Origin of the sequence: Streptomyces sp. ISL-66 (assembly GCF_018614135.1) — a bacterium.
GTDB lineage: Bacteria > Actinomycetota > Actinomycetes > Streptomycetales > Streptomycetaceae > Streptomyces.
Map to the genome: position 1 here is coordinate 20,067 of NZ_JAGGOW010000005.1, position 20,562 is coordinate 40,628.

The following is a 20,562-nucleotide window of genomic DNA, read 5'->3' on the forward strand; positions in this document are numbered from 1 at the left end:
GTGAAGCAGGCCCCTCGCCGGCTCGGCTCGGACATCGGGCTCAGCGGCCTGATGAATACGTTCCACTACCCGCGGACGAACAGGATGTCCATCGCTCTCGCCCACGTGGGGTGGTTCACGGAACGCGGGGAAGGGGCGTACGCCCACCAGCTGCTGGAGGACACCCAGCGGCTGCTGGCTTCGCCCCTGTCCGGCCCGGAGCTGGCCGGGCTGTGGCAGGCGGGGACCTCGCGGGACTTCGATCTGGAAGCCTGCGGGATCGAGGGACGCCAGTGGCTCATGTGGATCGAGGAGATCGCCGAGTACCGCGTCACCTTCAACGTCGGGGACGCACCCGTCCCGCCGTATCCCCCGCCGGCTCTCGGGCTGACGGAAGCGGTGCTGGGCGAGATCGCGTCGGTGGCCCGGGACCTGGAGTCCGCCACGGCCGGGCACTCCTATGCCGCTGTGCCGGGCGTGGTTCCGGTGCTGCGGCGAGTCGCGGCCGAGGTCGATCCGGATCTTGGCTTCAGGCTGCTGCTGCGCATGCTCAAGTCCTACCTCGTGCCGATCGGGCCCACGCGCGTCGCGGGCTACCACGCGCTCGCGGAGCCGCTGGGGCTGGAGAAGGCGCTCGTCGAGGACGGTGACTTCATCGTCTGGCCCGATCTCGGCTGAGCAGCCGAAAACCCGAGGGCGGCACTCGGATCCCTTCCAGGATCCGGGTGCCGCCCTCGGTCTCTGTGCGGCAGAGTTTCAGACGGTGCGCGCGACGTCAGTCGCGGGTGTCGCCGCCCAGGTGGTGGACGCGGACCATGTTGGTCGTGCCCGGGACGCCGGGGGGCGAGCCGGCGGTGATGATCATGATGTCGCCCTGGTTGTTGCGATTGAGCTTGAGCAGCTCCGCGTCCACGAGGTCGACCATGGCGTCGGTGTTGTCCACGTGCGGGACCACGTACGAATCGACGCCCCAGCTCAGGGTGAGCTGGTTGCGGGTGCCCTCGTCGGTGGTGAAGGCGAGGATGGGCTGGATCGTGCGGTAGCGCGAGAGCCGGCGGGCGGTGTCACCGGACTGGGTGAAGGCGACGAGCGACTTCGCGCCGAGGAAGTCCGCGATCTCGCAGGCCGCGCGGGCGACGGAGCCGCCCTGGGTACGGGGCTTCTTGCCCGGGACCAGCGGCTGGAGGCCCTTGGACAGGAGCTCCTCCTCGGCCGCCTCGACGATCTTCGACATCGTCTTGACGGTCTCGATCGGGTAGGCGCCCACCGAGGACTCGGCCGACAGCATGACCGCGTCCGCACCGTCGAGGATCGCGTTGGCGACGTCGGAGGCCTCCGCGCGCGTCGGGCGGGAGTTGGTGATCATCGACTCCATCATCTGGGTCGCGACGATCACCGGCTTGGCGTTGCGGCGGCAGAGCTCCACGAGGCGCTTCTGCACCATCGGGACCTTCTCCAGCGGGTACTCCACGGCCAGGTCGCCACGGGCCACCATGACCGCGTCGAAGGCGGCTACGACGCCCTCCATGTTGGCGACGGCCTGCGGCTTCTCGACCTTGGCGATGACGGGGACCCGGCGGCCCTCCTCGTCCATGACCTTGTGGACGTCCTTGACGTCGTCGGCGTCACGCACGAAGGAGAGGGCGACCATGTCGCAGCCCATCCGCAGGGCGAAGCGGAGGTCGTCGACGTCCTTCTCCGACAGGGCGGGGACGTTGACGGCGGCACCCGGCAGGTTGATGCCCTTGTGGTCCGAGATGACACCGCCCTCGATGACGATGGTCCTGACCCGGGGGCCCTCGACCTCGGTCACCCGGAGCTCGACGTTGCCGTCGTTGATCAGGATCTGGTCGCCCTTGGAGACATCGCCCGGCAGACCCTTGTAGGTCGTGCCGCAGATCGACTTGTCACCCGGGACGTCGTCGGTGGTGATGGTGAACTCGTCACCGCGGACGAGTTCGACGGGGCCCTCGGCGAAGGTTTCCAGGCGGATCTTCGGGCCCTGGAGGTCGGCGAGGACGCCGACCGCCCGCCCGGTGTCCTCGGAGACCTTCCGGACGCGGTCGTACCGCTCCTGGTGTTCTGCCTGGGAGCCGTGGCTGAAGTTGAATCGGGCCACGTTCATACCGGCCTCTACGAGCGCTTTCAGCTGCTCGTAAGAGTCGACGGCGGGGCCCAGCGTGCAGACGATTTTGGAACGGCGCATGGAGCGGATCCTATCGGTTTGTTTCGTAGCGGAATATTCCGTCTGGTGGAAAGTCCAAAGTGACTACCGAGTAACCAGCGCGTACGTCTGGCTGGCGATCTCCAGTTCCTCGTCGGTCGGGACCACGGCCACGGCCACCCGCGCGTACGGCGCCGAGACCAGCCGCGGCTCGCGGGACCGCGCCGCGTTGGCTTCCAGGTCGAGAGCCAGACCCAGCTCCTCCAGGCCGGCCAGGGCCATCTCCCGGACGGAGGAGGAGTTCTCGCCGACACCGGCCGTGAAGGCCACGGCGTCGACCCGGCCCAGGACGGCCGAGTAGGCGCCGATGTACTTCTTCAGACGGTGGATGTACGAGGCCAGCGCCAGGCGCGCCGGGGCGTCGCCCTCCTGCGCCCGCCGCTGCACCTCGCGCATGTCGTTGTCGCCGCACAGACCCAGCAGACCGCTCTTCTTGTTCAGGAGCGAATCGATCTCGTCGACGGACATGCCGCCCACGCGCGCCAGGTGGAAGACGACCGCCGGGTCGACATCGCCCGAACGGGTGCCCATGACCAGCCCCTCCAGCGGGGTCAGGCCCATGGACGTCTCCATGCAGACACCGCCGCGCACGGCCGAGGCCGAGGCGCCGTTGCCCAGGTGGAGCACGATCACGTTCACGTCCTCCTCGGGCTTGCCGAGGAGCGCGGCCGTGGCGCGGGCGACGTAGGCGTGGGAGGTGCCGTGGAACCCGTACCGCCGGATGGAGTACTTGTCCGCCGTCGCGGTGTCGATCGCGTACCGGGCCACGTGCTCCGGCATCGTCGAGTGGAAGGCCGTGTCGAAGACGGCCACCTGCGGGAGGTCGGCGCGCAGCTCGCGCGCCACCTCGATGCCGGTCACGTTCGCCGGGTTGTGCAGCGGCGCCAGCGGGATCAGGGCGCGGATCTCGGCCAGCACCGCGTCGTCGATCAGCGTCGGGTGGGTGAACTTGGTCCCGCCGTGCACCACCCGGTGGCCCACGGCGGCCAGTTCGGGCGAGTCCAGCCCCAGCCCGTCGGCGGCGAGCTCCTCGGCCACGGCCCTGAGCGCCTCACCGTGGTCCGCGATCCGGCCGACCCGCTCGCGCTTGCCGCCGCCGTCGTCCCCGGCGGCGCCGACGAGCGGTTCGTGGGTGAGCACGGAGGTGTCCTCGCCGATGCGCTCGACCAGGCCGACCGCCAGGCGGGAGGAGTCCGCCATGTCAAGCAGCTGGTACTTCACCGACGAGGAGCCGGAGTTGAGGACGAGTACGCGCGATGCGGTCACGATGAGGGTCTTTCCTTTGCGGTGGAGGCTCGGTGGGGGCTCGGCGGGGCGCGGGGCGCGGACGCGGGGCTGAGGCGGTGGGCTCAGGCGGTGGGCTCAGGCGGTGGGAACCGGTGCGCCCTGGGCCTGGATCGCGGTGATGGCCACGGTGATGACGATGTCCTGGACCAGGGCGCCGCGCGAGAGGTCGTTGACGGGCTTGCGCAGACCCTGCAGGACCGGACCGACCGCCACGGCGCCGGCCGAGCGCTGCACGGCCTTGTACGTGTTGTTGCCGGTGTTGAGGTCCGGGAAGATCAGCACCGTCGCACGGCCGGCCACGTCGGACTCGGGGAGCTTGGTCGCGGCGACGGCGGGCTCCACGGCGGCGTCGTACTGGATCGGGCCCTCGATCAGCAGGTCGGGGCGCTGCGCGCGGACGATCTCGGTGGCCTTGCGGACCTTGTCCACGTCGGCGCCCGTGCCGGAGGTGCCGGTCGAGTACGAGAGCATCGCGATCCGCGGCTCCAGCCCGAAGGCGGCGGCGGTGGTCGCCGACTGGACGGCGATGTCGGCGAGCTGCTCGGCGTCGGGGTCCGGGTTGACGGCGCAGTCCCCGTACGCGAGGACCTTGTCGGCCAGGCACATGAAGAAGACCGAGGAGACGATGGACGCGTCGGGCTTGGTCTTGATGATCTCGAAGGCCGGTCGGATGGTGGCGGCGGTGGAGTGCACCGAGCCGGAGACCATGCCGTCGGCGAAGCCCTCCTGGACCATCAGGGTGCCGAAGTAGTTGACGTCGGTGACCACGTCGTTGGCCAGCTCGACCGTCATGCCCTTGTGGGCGCGGGCCTTGGCGTAGTACTCGGCGAATCGTTCCCGCAGCGGGGAGGTCGCCGGGTCGATGAGCTGGGCGGCCGAGATGTCGATCCCGAGGTCGGCCGCCTTCTTCCGGATCGCCGGCTCGTCGCCCAGCAGGGTGAGGTCGCAGACCCCGCGGCGCAGCACCACGTCCGCGGCGCGCAGCACGCGCTCCTCGGTGCCCTCGGGGAGCACCACGCGGCGGCGCTCGGATCGGGCCCGCTCCAGCAGCTCGTTCTCGAACATCATCGGGGTGACGCGCTCGGAGCGGGCCACCGAGAGCACCTCGCGCAGCTCCGCGGTGTCCACGTGGCGTTCGAACAGGCCGAGCGCGGTCTCCAGCTTGCGCGGGGTCGCGGAGTTCAGCCGGCTCTGCAGCGAGAAGAGTTCGGCGGCCGTCGGGAAGCTGTTGCCGGCCACCGAGACGACGGGCGTGCCGGGCGCCAGCTTCGAGGCCAGCGTCAGGACGGCCTGGGTGGGGCGCTCGTTCAGCGTCAGCAGCACGCCGGCGATCGGCGGGGTGCCGGAGGTGTGCGCGGCGAGCGCGCCGACCACCAGGTCCGAGCGGTCCCCGGGGGTGACGACCAGACAGCCGGGGGTCAGCGCGCCCAGGAAGTTCGGCAGCATGGCGCCGCCGAAGACGAAGTCCAGGGCGTCACGGGCGAGCCCGGCCTCGTCGCCGAGGAGCACCTCGCCGCCGAGCGCCTGGGTGATCTGGGCGACGGTCGGGGCGGACAGGTGCTTGTCGTCCGGCAGGACGTAGCACGGCACGGGGAGCCGGGCGGCGAGGCGCCCGGCTATCACCTCGCGGTCCTCCGGGGCCACCCGGTTGACGACCATCGCGCCCACGTGGCAGCCCAGGGCCTCGTACGCGCGGTACGCGTTGCGGGTCTCGGCGTGCACGGCCTCGGTGGGATGCTTGGTGCCTCCCACGACGGGGATGACCAGCGCGCCCAGCTCGTTGGCGAGGCGGGCGTTGAGCGCCAGCTCGTCGGGGAGGTTGGTGTCGGCGTAGTCGGTGCCGAGGACCAGCATGACCTCGTAGTCGCGCGCCACCCGGTGGTAGCGGCCGACCAGCTGGGAGACCAGCTCGTCGGTGCCCTTCTCGGCCAGGATGGCGGAGGCCTCCTGATATTCCATGCCGAAGGCGGTCGAGGCGTCCTGGTCGATCCGGTAGCGGCCCTTCAGGAGGTCGAAGAGCCGGTCGGGCCCGTCGTGCAGCAGGGGGCGGTAGACGCCCACCCGGCCCGTCTGGCGGGTCAGGAGCTCCATGATGCCCAGCTCGACGACCTGCCGGCCGTCCCCCCGCTCGATACCGGTCACGTACACGCTGCGCGTCACGCGTGGTCTCCGTCCCAATCGTGTGAATGTCGGTGCGGCCCACCATGATCCTCGCCGCTGCGGGGCGGATCTACGAGTCGGATGTCCCGATTGGTGTGGGCTTGACCTCTTGACGATACCCCCGTGGATCGATGGGACGCCCACCGGGAAAAGCCCTGTTCGACGGGGCCGAAAGGCCTTCCGCGGGTCCGGTGGGCGCGGTGCCACGGAGCGCGCGCCACCCCCTGGGCGTGGAACAATCGGACAGGCTTCATCAATACGCCCTTCATATGTACGGCTGTCCGCCCGCACGCGTACGGCCAGGTACGACCAGGAGCAGGAGACACAGCACGATGCGTATCGGAGTTCTCACCGCAGGCGGCGACTGCCCGGGCCTGAACGCTGTCATCCGGTCGGTCGTACACCGTGCCGTGGTCGGGCACGGGGACGAGGTCATCGGTTTCGAAGACGGCTTCAAGGGCCTCCTGGACGGAAACTTCCGTCCCCTCGACATCAATGCCGTCAGCGGCATTCTCGCGCGCGGCGGCACGATTCTCGGTTCAGCCCGGATGGAGCGCGCGCGCCTCCACGAAGCGGCCGAGAACGCCACCGAACTGTCGAAGCGCTACGGCATCGACGCCCTGATCCCGATCGGCGGCGAGGGCACCCTGACGGCCGCCCGGATGCTGTCGGACGCGGGCATGCCCGTCGTCGGCGTGCCGAAGACCATCGACAACGACATCTCCTCCACCGACCGCACCTTCGGCTTCGACACCGCCGTCATGGTCGCCACCGAGGCCATCGACCGCCTCAAGACCACCGCCGAGTCGCACCAGCGCGTCATGGTCGTCGAGGTCATGGGCCGTCACGCGGGCTGGATCGCCCTGGAGTCGGGCATGGCCGGCGGCGCCCACGGGATCTGCCTGCCGGAGCGCCCCTTCGAGGTGGACGCCCTGGTCAAGATGGTGGAAGAACGATTCGCCCGCGGCAAGAAGTTCGCCGTCGTCTGCGTCGCCGAAGGCGCGCACCCGGGCGAGGGCTCCATGCCGTACGAGAAGGGCGCGATCGACCAGTACGGCCACGAGCGCTTCGCCGGCATCGGCAACCGCCTCGCCGTCGAGCTGGAGCGGCGCCTGGGCAAGGAGGCCCGCCCGGTCATCCTCGGCCACGTCCAGCGCGGCGGCACCCCCACCGCCTACGACCGCGTCCTCGCGACCCGCTTCGGCTGGCACGCCGTCGAGGCCGTCCACCGCGGGGACTTCGGCAACATGACGGCCCTGCGCGGCACCGACATCGTCATGGCCCCGCTGGCCGAGGCCATCACCGAGCTGAAGACCGTCCCCGAGAACCGCATGTACGAGGCCGAGTCGGTCTTCTAGGTCCGGACCGGCCCCCGCGCACACCGGCGGACCGGTCCGAATGCCCGCGGACCGGCCGCCCGGGGCCGGCCTCGCGGTGTGTCCTACGCCGCACCGCCCGCGAAGTACCAGAAGTGCTCCACGATGTCGGCGAGGAACTCGCGGCCGGCGTCCCCGGTCCCGGCCTCGCCCACCCCGCCGCCCCAGCTGAGGGTGGCCACCATCTTGGACTGGTAGTCGGCGTGCAGCCGCTCCAGCACCTGCTCCAGGTGGGCCTTCGGCACCGGCAGCAGCTTGGACAGCGGTTTCACGTACGCCTGCCACCGCGTGGTCGCCGCGCTGCGCAGCAGGTCGGCGAGCTCGTCGTTCTTGCCGGTCGCCGTCACGAACTGGGCCAGGGTCAGCCCGAGCACCGTCGCCAGGGCGGCGGACTGGCGCTCGTTGCCCTTCCAGCGGCCGGTGTCCTCCATCTTCTGGTACGAGTTGGTCTCCAGGCCGAGTCGCCGGGCCAGGTCCTCCGCGGCCAGCCCCCTGGCGATCCGGTGCTCGCGCAGGGTGACCGGCTCGGCGAGCAGTTCGCCGGGGGAGCACCAGAGCACGCCCGCGAGGGCCGTGAGCTCGGCGGAGTCGGGCGAGATCTCGCCACGCTCCCAAGCCATCACGGTCTCGGGCGTGACGAGCAGTCCGTACTGGGCGCGCAGGCCATAGGCGACATGACCGGGAGCCATGCCCAGGGCCGCGCGGAGACGACGCGCGGCGGGGGCATTGAAAGGTGGGCTGGAGTGCACACGCCACACCGTAGGAGTGGCCGAGGTGTGGCGACTACAGACCAAACAAACAAGCCCATAACTCGTAGGAACGTCCTATGAAGTTAAGGGCTTTGGTCCGTTTTCTCTGCGACTGTCCGGTAATCGGATCGAGCCGTGATCCATTTCCCAGCGTACGTTTCCGGCCGCCCCCCGCGATACCCCCGTGCATGATCCCCCTCACACCGTTTCACCGTCCTGAACCGGCCACCCGGCCGATGCGTGCTCCATGAGGGAGGCCCCCCGTCCACGGGGGTGGCGGGGGCCTCCTCTTGCCTTGACGTCGGCGTCAAGGATTACGGTCGGGCCATGCGAATCGGCGAACTGGCCGAGCGGGCGGGCACCAGCACGCGGACGCTCCGGTACTACGAGTCGCGCGGGCTGTTGCCCGCGCGGCGCGACGGCAACGGATACCGCTCCTACGGCGAGGAAGACCTGCGGCTCCTGCGCGAGATCCGCACGCTCCAGGACTTCGGCTTCGACCTGGAGGAGACGCGCCCGTTCGTGGAGTGCCTGCGGGCCGGACATCCGGCCGGCGACTCCTGCCCGGCCTCGCTGGCCGTCTACCGGCGCAAGCTCGTCGAGCTGGACGGCCTGATCGGCCGGCTCGCGGGCGTACGCGACCAGCTGGCGGGCCAGCTCGCCGAAGCGGAAGCCGAAGCCGAAGCGGACGTCGAAGCGGAAGCGGAAGCGGAAGCAGAAGTGGAAGCCGAAGCGGCGGGAGCCGCGGCTGTCGCCCGGCCCAGATGCGAACTGACCGGCTGAACCGGTCGAGACGAGAGGGGAAAGAACGATGAAGGCTCACGGAGTGGCCGAAGTGACCGACGCGGACTTCGAGGCGGAGGTGCTGGCCGAGCGCGGCCGGCCCGTCCTGGTGGAGTTCACCGCCGACTGGTGCGGACCCTGCCGCCAGCTCGCGCCCGTACTGTCCGCGATCGCGGCCGAGGAGGCCGACCGGCTCAAGGTCGTCCAGATCGACGCGGACAGCAACCCCACGACCCTCACGCGGTACGGGGTGCTGTCCATGCCGACCCTGCTCGTCTTCCGTGACGGCGAGCCCGTCCGCCAGCTGGTCGGGGCCCGCGCCAAGCGCAGGCTCCTCCAGGAGCTGGAGGACGTGCTGCCGGCCGCCGCTACGACCGCGCCGTCGGCCTGAGCCAGAGCGTCGCCAGCGGCGGCAGCGTCAGGCGAAGGCTCGCCGCCCGCCCCTGCGCGGGCACCGGCTCGGGCCGCAGCGGCCGTGCGTGGTGCACGCCGCTGCCGCCGTAGGCCTCCCGGTCGGTGTTGAGCACCTCCTGCCACAGCGGGAACTCCTGCGGGACCCCGAGCCGGTACCCGTGCCGGACCACCGGCGAGAAGTTCGAGACGCACAGCAGCGGCGAGCCGTCCCCCGCGAACCGCAGGAAGGCGAAGACGTTGTCCTCCGCCGCGTCTGCCTCCACCCACGCGAAGCCCTCCGGCACGGTGTCCCGCTCCCACAGGGCGGGCGCCGCCCGGTAGGTGTGGTTCAGGTCGCCCACGAGGCTGCGTACGCCGAGGTGGTCGCCGGCGGCCGAGTAGGAGGAGTCCAGCAGCCACCAGTCCGGCCCTTGGCTCTCGATCCATTCCGATCCCTGCGCGAACTCCTGTCCCATGAAGAGCAGTTGCTTGCCGGGATGGGCCCACATGAAACCCAGGTACGCCCGGTGCGCGGCCCGCTGCTGCCACCAGTCACCGGGCATCTTCGACACCAGCGAACCCTTGCCGTGCACCACCTCGTCGTGCGAGATCGGCAGCACGTAGTTCTCGCTGAACGCGTAGATCATCCCGAAGGTCATGTCGTGGTGGTGGTACTTGCGGTGCACCGAATCCTTCGAGACGTAGCGCAGCGTGTCGTGCATCCAGCCCATGTTCCACTTCAGGCCGAAGCCGAGCCCGCCGCCGTCCGTGGGCTGGGTGACGCCCGGCCACGCCGTGGACTCCTCGGCGATCGTCACCACGCCCGGACAGCGCCGGTAGACGGTCGCGTTCATCTCCTGGAGGAACGCCACCGCGTCCAGGTTCTCCCGCCCGCCGTGCTCGTTCGGCGTCCACTCGCCCTCGCCGCGCGAGTAGTCGAGGTAGAGCATGGAGGCCACCGCGTCCACGCGCAGCCCGTCGATGTGGAACTCCTGGCACCAGAACACCGCGTTGGCCACGAGGAAGTTCCTGACCTCCCGGCGCCCGTAGTCGAACTCCAGCGTCCCCCAGTCCGGGTGGGCGGCCCGCTGCGGGTCGTGGTGCTCGTACAGCGGCCGTCCGTCGAACTCGGCGAGCGCCCAGTCGTCGCGCGGGAAGTGCGCCGGCACCCAGTCGACGATCACGCCGATCCCGGCCCGGTGCAGCGCGTCCACCAGGAAGCGGAAGTCGTCCGGGCCGCCCATCCGCGAGGTCGGCGCGTAGAAGCCGGTGACCTGGTAGCCCCACGAGCCGCCGAAGGGGTGCTCGGCGACCGGCATCAGCTCCACGTGCGTGAAGCCGAGCTCCGTGACGTAGGCGGGCAGATGCTCGGCCAGCTGCCGGTAGGACAGGCCGGGCCGCCAGGACGCCAGGTGCAGCTCGTACACGGAGAAGGGCGCCTGGTGCGGCGGAACGGTTCCCCGCGCGGCCATCCACTCCTCGTCCCGCCACACGTACCGGGAGGCCGTCACCACCGAGGCGGTGGCCGGCGGGACCTCCGTGTGCCGGGCCATCGGGTCGGCGCGCACGGTGTGCGAGCCGTCCGGGCGCGTGATGTCGTACTTGTACAGCGCCCCTTCGCCGATGCCCGGCAGGAACAGCTCCCACACGCCGGTCGAGCCGAGCGAGCGCATCGGGTGGGCGACCGGGTCCCAGTACGTGAAGTCGCCGGTGACCCGCACCCCCTGGGCGTTCGGAGCCCACACCGTGAACCGGGTGCCGGCCACGCCCTGGTGCTCCATCGGCTGCGCGCCGAGCGCCGTCCACAGCTCCTCATGGCGGCCCTCGCCGATCAGGTGCAGGTCGAGCTCGCCGAGCGCCGGCAGGAAGCGGTAGGGGTCGTGGACCTCCACCTCGTCGCTGTCGTACGTGACCAGCAGCCGGTAGTCGGGCACCCCGGTCAGCGGCAGCAGCCCGGAGAACAGGCCGTCGCCCTCGTCGAAGAGCTCGGCCCGCAGCCCCTTGGCGAGGATGGTGACCGCCTTCGCGTAGGGGCGCAGCATCCGGAAGACGACCCCGCCCCGCCGGGTGTGGGCGCCGAGCACCGCGTGCGGGTCGTGGTGGCGGCCCTCCAGCAGCCGGGCCCGTTCCTCGGCGCCGAGCTCGGGCGCCGGCCGGACCCCGCGCGCCGGCGCGGCCCGGCGGGCCCGCGGCGGCCGGGGCTTCTTCGCCTGCGTTTCAGGGGCGGGGCCGGGGCCGGAGTCGGGGCCAGGGCCGGGGTCGGGGTCGGTGGCGGTGACGGCGGCTTCGTCGCGGACGGTCGGTGACGGCTGTCGTGCGGCGCTCACGCGAGCGGCCTCCTCGGGGGCTTCGGGTGGGGAGTGGTGGAGCCGGGGACGGGGGACTGGGTGCGGTGTACGGACGGGCGCTGCGGCTCGGACAGCCGCCGGATCGCCGCCATCGGCACGTGCAGCCAGTCGGGGCGGTGCCGCGACTCGTAGCGGGCCTCGTACACCGCCTTGTCGGTCTCGTAGGCGCGCAGGAGTACGGGGTCCTCGCGCGGGTCCCGCCCCGTGGTGCGGGCGTAGCCCTCGCAGAAGGCGGCCCGGCAGGCGTCCGCCCAGGCGGGGGCGAACGGCCGGTGCGAGCGGGCGGCGTAGTCGAAGGAGCGCAGCATTCCGGCGATGTCGCGGACGGCCGGCTCCGGACGGCGGCGGTCGGCCAGCGGCCGGGCCGGCTCGCCCTCGAAGTCGATGAGCGCCCAACTGCCGTCCGCCGTGCGCAGGGTCTGCCCCAGGTGCAGGTCGCCGTGGATCCGCTGGGCGGGCACCCCGGCCCCGCGGGAGACGGCCAGCGCGTCGAAGGCTCCGCGCAGGCCCGCCTCGTAGGGCCGCAGTGCGGGCACCTCGCGGGCGGTGGCGGCGAGCCGCGCCGTCATCCCGGCGGCCAGCCGGGCCGTCTGCTCCGGGCCCAGCGCCAGGGTGGGCAGGGCGGCCGCCAGCGCGCTGTGCACCTCGGCGGTGGCCCGGCCCAGCGCGTGTGCCTCGGCGGTGAAGTCGGCTCCGGTGCGCAGCCGGTGCAGGGCGAGCTGCCAGCCGTCGTCGGAGCCGCGCAGGTAGGGCTGCAGGACGCCCAGGGTCAGCGGTTCGGATCCGGGCAGCTCGGCCTCGTACCAGGCGACCGGCGCGGGGACGCGGGCGCAGCCGGCGGCGGCCAGGGCCCTGGGCAGCTCCAGGTCCGGATTGACCCCGGGCCCGACCCGTCTGAACACCTTCAGGATGTACGAATCCCCGTAGATCATCGAGGAGTTGGTCTGCTCCCCGGACAGTGGCCGGGGCGCCGCGGCCCGGGGGATCACCACGGCCGGGTCCCGGTCGAAGCGGAGCGGGCCGAGCGTCCCGGGGGAGCGCAGCCGCTCCAGCAGCAGCGAGGCGAGCCGGGGGTCGCCCAGGCCCTCGTAGACCGACTGGCCGGCGTACGGGCCCTGCTCGGCGCGGCCGATCAGCGCGGGCGCGAGTGCGGGCGGCAGCGGGCTCGGGCGGATCCCGAGCAGCAGCTGGTAGCAGTCGCCGTCCACGTCCAGGAGCAGGTGGAGCAGTCCGGGCGTGGACCCGGGCGGCAGCAGTTCGGCCGCCGAGACCGTTCTCAGCCGTCCGATCTCACGGCTCTTGCCCGCGAACCAGCGCTGTGCGGGCAGCCAGGCCCTCAGCATCGGCTCCAGTGGACCGAGCCCGGCGGCCCGGTCGGCGGTGAGCCAATCCCGGGCGGATGCAGCCTCCGACATGGCGTCGCGTCCCTTCCCCGGGCCGTCAAAGAATGCGCAGATTGTCCCGGATCGCGGTAGTTGCTTGTCCGGTGTGTGCGAGTGTCGGGTCAGATGGGTCCTTACAGGGGCGGGCGGTTGACCCATTCGCCGCGCCCGCCCCCGGGTGCGGTCTCTACTCGGTGTGCAGGCGGAACCAGTAGAAGCCGTGTCCCGCCAGGGTCAGCAGGTACGGCCACTCGCCGATCGGCGGGAAGCGCACGTCACCCGTCAGCTCGACCGGGACCCACCCGTTGAACGACCGAAGATCGAGCTCGGTGGGCTGCGCGAAGCGCGAGAAGTTGTGCACGCACAGCACCAGGTCGTCCCCGAACACGCGCAGGAACGCGAGCACCGCCGGGTTGGTCGAGGGCAGTTCCGTGTAGGAGCCGAGCCCGAATGCCGGGTTCGCCTTGCGTACTTCGATCAGCCGGCGGGTCCAGTGCAGCAACGACGAGGGCGATGCCATGGCCGCCTCGACATTGGTGACCTGGTACCCGTGGACCGGGTCCATGATGACCGGCAGGTTCAGCCTGCCCGGATCGCACGAGGAGAAACCGGCGTTGCGGTCGGGGGTCCACTGCATCGGCGTGCGCACGCCGTCGCGGTCGCCGAGCCAGATGTTGTCGCCCATGCCGATCTCGTCGCCGTAGTACAGGACGGGCGACCCCGGCAGCGACAGCAGCAGCGCCGTGAACAGCTCCATCTGGTTGCGGTCGTTGTCCAGTAGCGGGGCGAGCCGGCGTCTGATGCCGATGTTGGCCCGCATGCGCGGGTCCTTGGCGTACTCGGCGTACATGTAGTCGCGCTCTTCGTCCGTGACCATCTCGAGGGTGAGCTCGTCGTGGTTGCGCAGGAAGATGCCCCACTGGCAGCGGTCCGGGATCGCCGGGGTCTTGGCCAGGATTTCCGAGACCGGGTAGCGGGACTCCCTGCGTACGGCCATGAAGATGCGCGGCATGACGGGGAAGTGGAAGGCCATGTGGCATTCGTCCCCGCCCTTGGCGAAGTCCCCGAAGTAGTCGACGACGTCCTCGGGCCACTGGTTGGCCTCGGCGAGCAGCACGGTGTCCGGGTAGTGCGCGTCGATCTCGGCGCGGACCCGCTTGAGGAGGGCGTGGGTGCGCGGCAGGTTCTCGCAGTTGGTGCCCTCCTCCGCGTACAGGTAGGGCACGGCGTCGAGGCGGAAGCCGTCGATGCCGAGGTCGAGCCAGAAGCGCAGGGCGGACACGATCTCCTCGACGACGGCCGGGTTCTCGTAGTTGAGGTCCGGCTGGTGGGAGAAGAAGCGGTGCCAGTAGTACTGCTTGCGCAGGGGGTCGTACGTCCAGTTCGAGGTCTCGGTGTCGACGAAGATGATGCGGGCGTCCTGGTACTGCTTGTCGTTGTCGGCCCACATGTAGTAGTCGCCGTAGGGCCCCTCGGGGTCCTTGCGGGACTGCTGGAACCACTCGTGCTGGTCGCTCGTGTGGTTCATGACGAAGTCGATGATCACCCGCATGCCGCGGGTGTGCGCCGCGTCCACGAACTCCACGAAGTCGGCGAGGTCGCCGAACTCTGGAAGTACGGAGGTGTAGTCGGAGACGTCGTAGCCCCCGTCGCGCAGGGGCGAGGCGAAGAACGGCGGGAGCCAGAGGCAGTCGACGCCGAGCCACTGGAGGTAGTCCAGTTTGGCGGTGAGCCCTTGGAGGTCACCCACGCCGTCGCCGTTGCTGTCGTGGAAGGAGCGGACGAGGACCTCGTAGAAGACCGCCCGCTTGAACCAGTCGGGATCGCGGTCCTTGGCGGGGGTGTCCTCGAAGGTGTCGTGGACGGGATCGTTGATCATCATGTGGTGGGTGACCCTCCGGTGGGCGGGGACGGTCGCAGAGCTGCCAACACGTGCGCGGGCGTCCGGCCCGGCTCTAGGCGCACGTAGTTCGCCCTGCCCCAGTGATAGGTCTCGCCGGTGAGCTCGTCGCGCACCGCGAGGGACCCGTGCCAGTCGAGGCCGAGTACCGGCATGTCCAACGAGACCGTCGCCTCCTGGGTGTGGTGCGGATCGAGGTTGACGACCACCAGTACGGAATTGGGTCCGGCGTGCTTCGAATAGGCGATCACGTGTTCGTTGTCGGTCGGGTGGAAATGGATGTCGCGCAGCTGCTGGAGCGCGGGGTTGCGGCGGCGGATCCGGTTCAGTGCGGTGATCAGCGGGGCGATCGTGCGGCCCTCGCGGTCGGCGGCGGCCCAGTCGCGCGGTCGCAGCTCGTACTTCTCGGAGTTCAGGTACTCCTCGCTGCCCTCCTCGACGGCGGCGTTCTCGCACAGTTCGTAACCGGCGTAGATCCCCCAGGTGGGGGAGAGGGTGGCGGCGAGGACCGCGCGCACCTCGAAGGCGGGGCGGCCGCCGTGCTGAAGGTACGCGGGCAGGATGTCGGGGGTGTTGACGAAGAAATTCGGCCGCATGACGGAGGCGGAGCGGGTGTCCGCGAGCTCGGTCACGTACTCGGTGAGCTCGGCCTTGGTGTTGCGCCAGGTGAAGTACGTGTAGGACTGCTGGAAGCCGATGGAGGCGAGGGCCCGCATCATCGCGGGGCGGGTGAAGGCCTCGGCCAGGAAGATCACGTCCGGGTCGGACTTGTTGATGTCCGCGATCACCTTCTGCCAGAAGACCACCGGCTTGGTGTGCGGATTGTCGACCCGGAAGATGCGGACCCCGTGGTCCATCCAGTGCCGCAGGATCCGCACGGTCTCCTCGACGATGCCGGCCATGTCGGTGTCGAAGTGGATCGGGAAGATGTCCTGGTACTTCTTCGGCGGGTTCTCCGCGTACGCGATCGTCCCGTCGGCCCGGTGGCGGAACCACTCCGGGTGCTTCTCCACCCACGGGTGGTCCGGGGAGCACTGCAGGGCGAAGTCGAGCGCCACCTCGACGCGCAGCTCGCGCGCCTTGGCCACGAAGGCGTCGAAGTCCTCGATGGTGCCGAGCTCCGGGTGGACGGCGTCGTGCCCGCCCTCCGTGGAACCGATGGCCCACGGCACACCGGGATCCCAACTCCCGGCGGACAGCGTGTTGTTCGGACCCTTGCGGAAGGTGCTCCCGATGGGGTGGACCGGCGGCAGGTAGACCACGTCGAAACCCATCGCGGCGATCGCCGGCAGGCGCTCGGCGGCCGTCCGGAACGTTCCGCTGACGGGAGCCTCGCCGGGCTCCAGCACGGCCCCCTCCGACCGGGGGAACATCTCGTACCAGGAGCCGAAGAGCGCCCGCTTGCGCTCGATCAGCAGCGGCAGCGGCTTGGAGGCGCTGACCAGCTCCCGGAACGGGCGCTTCGCCAGCGTCGCCGCGACCTGCGGATCGAGGGCGGCCGCGTACCGCACGGCGACCTCGCGGTCCTCGTCGCGCATCACGTCGACGGCGGCCAGCACGCGCTCGCGGCCGTCCCGCTTGGGAATCTTCGCGGAGGCCCGCTCGTACAGCTCGGCCCCCTCCAGGAGCGTCAGGCCCGTGTCGATCCCGGCGGGGATCTTGATCGCCGCGTGGGCCCGCCAGGTGGCCACCGGGTCGCTCCACGCCTCGACGGTGTACGTCCACCTCCCCTCGACCTCGGCGGACACCCGGGCTCCCCACCGGTCGGTGCCGGGGGCGAGCTCGGACAGCGGTACGGGGGGCCGCAGCCGCCCGCTCGGATCTCGCAGGACGACGTGTGCCGCCACGGCGTCGTGCCCCTCGCGGAACACGGTGGCGGAAATCTCGAAGACCTCGTCCACGACCGCCTTGGCGGGTCTGACGCCGCAATCGACGGCGGGGCGGACGTCCAGCACGGGAATGCGACCGATCATGATGGGATCACCTGGGGGCAGTTCGCAGGGCTCGGTGACAACAGGCCAGCCGGCAAGGCGACTGGTAGTGCACGCTCTGTTCGCTCTGTTTCTAGCCGCTCGGAAGACGGCTGGGCTGCGGGCATGGCCGCTCCTGTCCGCGTTCACTCGGGTGGCGGGAGAAGGTCGGGGGAGGGTTTGCCGTGCGCGTACCCGGTGAGGCCTTCCCACTCCGGCCCGGACCAATCCGCGTGTTCGGTTAACTACTCGTACGTAGTCGCTCGCATACCCCCAAGGCCCCGCCCGATATCCGCCGATGCTCCGTCAACTCGGCGACGACTACCGGATGTCCACGGCCCGGCGCGCGACCCGTGGTGGAGCGGCGGTAGAGACGCCGTGGCCGGGGGGAGGGGGCGGCGCTAGCCTTCCCGGGGTGACGCTCGCGGTGCACAGCGTGGTGCGGCCGCTTCGATCCGGCATCCCCTGCGAAGGTGGAACGCGTGAAGGCTATCCGTCGATTCACCGTACGCCCCGTCCTCCCCGAGACCCTCTCCCCGCTCGCCGACCTCGCGCGCAACCTGCGCTGGTCATGGCACGCGGAGACCCGTGACCTCTTCCAATCCGTCGATCCCGAGGGCTGGCAGGCCGCCGGCAGGGATCCCGTCCGGCTGCTCGGCGCCGTGTCCGCGGCGCGGATCGCCGAGCTCGCCTCGGACCGGCGCTTCCTGCGCCGGCTCGCCGTCGCGGCCGCCGACCTCGATGACTACGTCCACGGCGGGAGGTGGTACCAGAGTCACGAGGCCGCCGCGGACCTGCCCGCCGGCATCGCCTACTTCTCGCCCGAGTTCGGGATCACCGCCGCCCTGCCCCAGTACTCCGGCGGGCTCGGGATCCTCGCCGGGGACCACCTCAAGGCCGCCAGCGATCTCGGCGTACCCCTCATCGGCGTCGGACTCCTCTACCGGCACGGGTACTTCCGCCAGTCCCTGTCCCGGGACGGCTGGCAGCAGGAGCACTATCCGGTCCTCGACCCCAACGAACTGCCCGTCGCACTGGTCCGGGAGGAGGACGGGACACCGGCCCGGGTGTCCCTGACCCTGCCCGGCGGGCGGGCCCTGCACGCCCACGTCTGGCAGGCCCTCGTCGGACGCGTGCCGCTGCTGCTGCTCGACTCCGACGTCGAGGACAACGACGCCGTCGCCCGCGAGGTGACCGACCGGCTCTACGGCGGCGGCAGCGACCACCGGCTGCTCCAGGAGATGCTGCTCGGGATCGGCGGGGTGCGGGCCGTCAGGGCCTACTGCCGGATCACCGGTCATCCCGACCCCGAGGTGTTCCACACGAACGAGGGACACGCGGGGTTCCTGGGTCTGGAGCGCATAAGGGAACTGGAGGGCCGGCAGGGACTCGGCTTCGACGCCGCGGTGGAAGCCGTGCGCGCCGGAACCGTCTTCACCACGCACACCCCCGTCCCCGCCGGCATCGACCGCTTCGACCGGGCCCTGGTCGCCCGCCACTTCGCGGACGGCGGAGAACTGGACGGGGTACCCGTCGACCGGATCCTGGAACTCGGCGCCGAGACCTACCCCGGCGGCGACCCCGGGGTGTTCAACATGGCCGTCATGGGGCTGCGCCTCGCCCAGCGGGCCAACGGCGTCTCCACCCTGCACGGCGCCGTCAGCCGGGAGATGTTCGCCGGGCTGTGGCCGGGATTCGATCCCGCCGACGTGCCCATCACCTCCGTCACCAACGGGGTCCACGCACCGACCTGGGTGGCTCCCGAGGTCGTCGAGCTCGGCGCGCGCCAGATCGGCGCGGGGCGGACCGAGGACGCGCTGTCCGTCGGCGGCTCGCAGCGCTGGGACGCCGTCGCCGACATCCCCGACCAGGACGTCTGGGACCTGCGCCGGGTCCTGCGCGAACAGCTGGTGCAGGAGGTGCGGGACCGGCTGCGCGCCTCGTGGCGCCAGCGCGGGGCCGCGGCCGCCGAGCTGGCCTGGGTGGACTCCGTACTCGACCCCGACGTGCTGACGATCGGGTTCGCGCGGCGCGTCCCCTCCTACAAGCGGCTCACGCTGATGCTGCGCGACCCCGAGCGGCTGCGCAGGCTCCTCCTGGACCCGGACCGGCCCGTGCAGATCGTGGTCGCGGGCAAGGCGCACCCGGCCGACGACGGTGGCAAGCGGCTCGTGCAGGAGCTGGTGCGCTTCGCGGACGACCCGCGCGTGCGCCACCGGATCGTGTTCCTGCCCGACTACGGCATGGCCATGGCGCAGAAGCTCTACCCGGGCTGCGACGTCTGGCTCAACAACCCGCTCCGCCCCCTGGAGGCGTGCGGGACGAGCGGGATGAAGGCGGCGCTCAACGGCTGCCTGAACCTGTCCGTCCTGGACGGCTGGTGGGACGAGTGGTTCGAGCCGGACTTCGGCTGGGCCATCCCCACCGCCGACGGCCTCGGTTCGGACGAGGACCGGCGCGACGACCTGGAGGCGGGCGCCCTCTACGACCTGATCGAGGGCCGGGTCGCACCCCGGTTCTACGACCGGGCCGGGGCCGGCGGGCTGCCGGTGCGGTGGATCGAGATGGTCCGGCGCACCCTCGTCTCGCTGGGACCCAAGGTGCTGGCGGGACGGATGGTGCGCGAGTACGTGGAGCGGCTCTACGCGCCGGCCGCGCTCGCCCACCGCACCTTGACCCCGGAAGCGGCGCGGGACCTCGCCTGGTGGAAGGGGCGGGTCCGGGCGGCCTGGCCGCAGATCGCCGTCGAGCACGTCGAGGCGCTGGCCGCGGGTCCCGTGGGCGGCACCGCCGAACTCGGCGCCACCCTCACCCTGCGCGTGCAGGTCTCGCTCGACGCCCTCGCCCCCGAGGACGTGGAGGTGCAGGCGGTCGCGGGCCGGGTCGACGCCCAGGACGTGATCCAGGGCGGGCGGACCTTCCCGCTCAAACCCGCCGGCGGGCCGGACCTGGAGGGCCGCTGGCTGTACGAGGGCCCGCTCGCCCTCGACCGTACGGGGCCCTTCGGGTACACCGTACGGATCCTGCCCGCGCACCCGCTGCTGGCGACCCCGGCCGAACTGGGCCTGGTCGCCGGGCCGGCCGACACGGACGCCGGAGGCGGCGTACTCCTGCGGTAGGGGCCGGCGGGGGCCGAGGAACGGGCCCGCCGGTCCGCGGGGTTCTCCGCGGGCCCGCGGGGCTCAGAGGACGGGCGGCGGGTGCGCCGGCCGCCCGTCCTCCACCAGCGTCCCGGTCCGCTCGACCGGTCACGGCCGCCCCGAGGGGACCGTGAGGGTGAACCTTCGAACGGGCTGCGGAGTCGAATCGTTTCTGCATTCGGTCGGCTCCTACGCTGCCTCGCGGATGTCACCGGACCCGGCATCCGCGAAACCCGAGAAACCCGAGAAACGGACTCCCCCATGCGTCTTCGCACCACCGCCGCGGCGCTCCTCGCGGCCCTCGCGCTCGTCCTGCCCACCGCCGGCCAGTCGCTGGCCAACGACCACGACGACCGCGACGGCCTGGGCGAGCTGCTCTACCGGTACAACGACGGCGATGACACGCGGCACGGCCGGCTCGAGCCGGCCGACAACGACACCTGCTACCAACTGACCCACGCTTCGCGCAACCACCCGGCCTTCGCGGTGCACAACGAGACGGAGTCCCTGGCCGTGCTCTTCGAGAACCGCAGCTGCGGCGGCCAGGCCGAGGAAGTGCTGGAGCCGGGCGAGAGCGCGCACGACCTGGAGGTCCGCTCGGTCCTCTTCAAGCCGACCGACGAGCACCACCACGGCCGCCACGACGGACGTGACGACGACCGCCGTGACGACGACCGCCGTGACGACGAGGACCGCAGCCACAGCGGCCGCTCGGCCGTGGCGCAGGGCAACGAGCGGGCGAGGGACCTCTTCGACTCCGTCTTCCGCTCCATCGGCTGATCCAGGACCGACCGCGGACAAGGCCCGGCCCCCCGGGGGGCCGGGCCTCCGCGTGTCCCCCGCCCGCGCGGCCGGGGGTCAATGGAACAGG

Annotated in this window: 14 protein-coding genes; 6 read left to right on the top strand and 8 right to left on the bottom strand. The window is 71.3% G+C overall.

The genetic code is table 11. The annotated features are described in order from the left end of the window. Positions 1-657 (top strand): hypothetical protein, encoded by a 657-nt coding sequence (locus tag J7E97_RS01160; protein WP_215021374.1) that lies wholly within the window; start codon positions 1-3, stop codon positions 655-657. A gap of 97 nt (positions 658-754) precedes the next feature. Here J7E97_RS01160 and pyk read toward each other — a convergent pair whose 3' ends face one another. From pyk to pta, 3 genes are all read right to left on the bottom strand, one after another. Continuing rightward, positions 755-2,185: a pyruvate kinase gene (gene pyk / locus J7E97_RS01165; protein ID WP_215021375.1), complete on the bottom strand. Its 1,431-nt coding sequence runs from the start codon at positions 2,183-2,185 to the stop codon at positions 755-757. A 63-nt stretch (positions 2,186-2,248) separates the two neighbouring features. Further along, complete coding sequence (locus tag J7E97_RS01170) at positions 2,249-3,469, bottom strand: acetate kinase (RefSeq protein ID WP_215021376.1); 1,221 nt, start codon at positions 3,467-3,469, stop codon at positions 2,249-2,251. Positions 3,470-3,565: 96 nt separating this feature from the next. Continuing rightward, on the bottom strand, positions 3,566-5,650 hold the full coding sequence (gene pta / locus J7E97_RS01175) for a phosphate acetyltransferase (protein ID WP_215021377.1): 2,085 nt from the start codon (positions 5,648-5,650) through the stop codon (positions 3,566-3,568). Positions 5,651-5,982: 332 nt separating this feature from the next. On the opposite strand from pta, the gene J7E97_RS01180 reads away from it, so the two are divergent. Further along, the gene (locus tag J7E97_RS01180; protein ID WP_215021378.1) at positions 5,983-7,008 is read left to right on the top strand and encodes an ATP-dependent 6-phosphofructokinase; all 1,026 of its coding nucleotides are present in this window, start codon (positions 5,983-5,985) and stop codon (positions 7,006-7,008) included. Positions 7,009-7,091: 83 nt separating this feature from the next. Here the strand turns inward: J7E97_RS01180 and J7E97_RS01185 are convergent, their stop codons facing one another. After that, positions 7,092-7,715, bottom strand: coding sequence for a helix-turn-helix transcriptional regulator (locus tag J7E97_RS01185; protein ID WP_215021403.1), 624 nt, complete (start codon positions 7,713-7,715; stop codon positions 7,092-7,094). 387 nt (positions 7,716-8,102) lie between these two features. Between J7E97_RS01185 and J7E97_RS01190 the strand changes: the two genes are divergently transcribed. Beyond that, positions 8,103-8,558 (top strand): MerR family transcriptional regulator, encoded by a 456-nt coding sequence (locus tag J7E97_RS01190; RefSeq protein ID WP_215021379.1) that lies wholly within the window; start codon positions 8,103-8,105, stop codon positions 8,556-8,558. A 28-nt stretch (positions 8,559-8,586) separates the two neighbouring features. After that, positions 8,587-8,949, top strand: a complete 363-nt coding sequence (locus J7E97_RS01195; protein WP_251053569.1) for a co-chaperone YbbN — start codon at positions 8,587-8,589, stop codon at positions 8,947-8,949. Here J7E97_RS01195 and glgB read toward each other — a convergent pair. The 4 genes from glgB to J7E97_RS01215 all read right to left on the bottom strand — a co-directional run bounded on the left by glgB (position 8,927) and on the right by J7E97_RS01215 (position 16,554). After that, positions 8,927-11,278 (bottom strand): 1,4-alpha-glucan branching enzyme, encoded by a 2,352-nt coding sequence (glgB, locus tag J7E97_RS01200; protein WP_215021380.1) that lies wholly within the window; start codon positions 11,276-11,278, stop codon positions 8,927-8,929. The two genes, J7E97_RS01195 and glgB, sit on opposite strands and share 23 nt — an antisense overlap. Further along, positions 11,275-12,714, bottom strand: a complete 1,440-nt coding sequence (locus tag J7E97_RS01205; protein WP_215021381.1) for a maltokinase — start codon at positions 12,712-12,714, stop codon at positions 11,275-11,277. Before J7E97_RS01205 ends, glgB begins: the two co-directional genes overlap by 4 nt. Positions 12,715-12,868: 154 nt before the next feature. Next, the gene (treS, locus tag J7E97_RS01210; RefSeq protein WP_215021382.1) at positions 12,869-14,563 is read right to left on the bottom strand and encodes a maltose alpha-D-glucosyltransferase; all 1,695 of its coding nucleotides are present in this window, start codon (positions 14,561-14,563) and stop codon (positions 12,869-12,871) included. Continuing rightward, positions 14,560-16,554, bottom strand: a complete 1,995-nt coding sequence (locus J7E97_RS01215; RefSeq protein ID WP_215021383.1) for an alpha-1,4-glucan--maltose-1-phosphate maltosyltransferase — start codon at positions 16,552-16,554, stop codon at positions 14,560-14,562. Before J7E97_RS01215 ends, treS begins: the two co-directional genes overlap by 4 nt. Positions 16,555-17,033: 479 nt before the next feature. Here J7E97_RS01215 and glgP point away from each other — a divergent pair, with 479 nt between their 5' ends. Together glgP and J7E97_RS01225 are read left to right on the top strand one after the other, a co-directional pair. Further along, the gene (gene glgP, locus J7E97_RS01220; protein ID WP_215021384.1) at positions 17,034-19,670 is read left to right on the top strand and encodes an alpha-glucan family phosphorylase; all 2,637 of its coding nucleotides are present in this window, start codon (positions 17,034-17,036) and stop codon (positions 19,668-19,670) included. A gap of 282 nt (positions 19,671-19,952) precedes the next feature. Beyond that, entirely contained in the window at positions 19,953-20,471 is a 519-nt protein-coding gene (locus J7E97_RS01225) for a hypothetical protein (protein ID WP_215021385.1), read from the top strand. Positions 20,472-20,562 lie beyond the last annotated feature (91 nt).

What these genes read in the sequence shown, in the direction of transcription:
- treS (WP_215021382.1), bottom strand. Translation starts at nt 14,563, where the DNA reads ATGATGATCAACGATCCCGTCCACGACACCTTCGAGGACACCCCCGCC.
- J7E97_RS01195 (WP_251053569.1), top strand. Translation starts at nt 8,587, where the DNA reads ATGAAGGCTCACGGAGTGGCCGAAGTGACCGACGCGGACTTCGAGGCG.
- J7E97_RS01185 (WP_215021403.1), bottom strand. Translation starts at nt 7,715, where the DNA reads ATGGCTCCCGGTCATGTCGCCTATGGCCTGCGCGCCCAGTACGGACTG.
- J7E97_RS01215 (WP_215021383.1), bottom strand. Translation starts at nt 16,554, where the DNA reads ATGATCGGTCGCATTCCCGTGCTGGACGTCCGCCCCGCCGTCGATTGC.
- J7E97_RS01205 (WP_215021381.1), bottom strand. Translation starts at nt 12,714, where the DNA reads ATGTCGGAGGCTGCATCCGCCCGGGATTGGCTCACCGCCGACCGGGCC.
- J7E97_RS01180 (WP_215021378.1), top strand. Translation starts at nt 5,983, where the DNA reads ATGCGTATCGGAGTTCTCACCGCAGGCGGCGACTGCCCGGGCCTGAAC.
- J7E97_RS01225 (WP_215021385.1), top strand. Translation starts at nt 19,953, where the DNA reads ATGCGTCTTCGCACCACCGCCGCGGCGCTCCTCGCGGCCCTCGCGCTC.
- J7E97_RS01190 (WP_215021379.1), top strand. Translation starts at nt 8,103, where the DNA reads ATGCGAATCGGCGAACTGGCCGAGCGGGCGGGCACCAGCACGCGGACG.
- pyk (WP_215021375.1), bottom strand. Translation starts at nt 2,185, where the DNA reads ATGCGCCGTTCCAAAATCGTCTGCACGCTGGGCCCCGCCGTCGACTCT.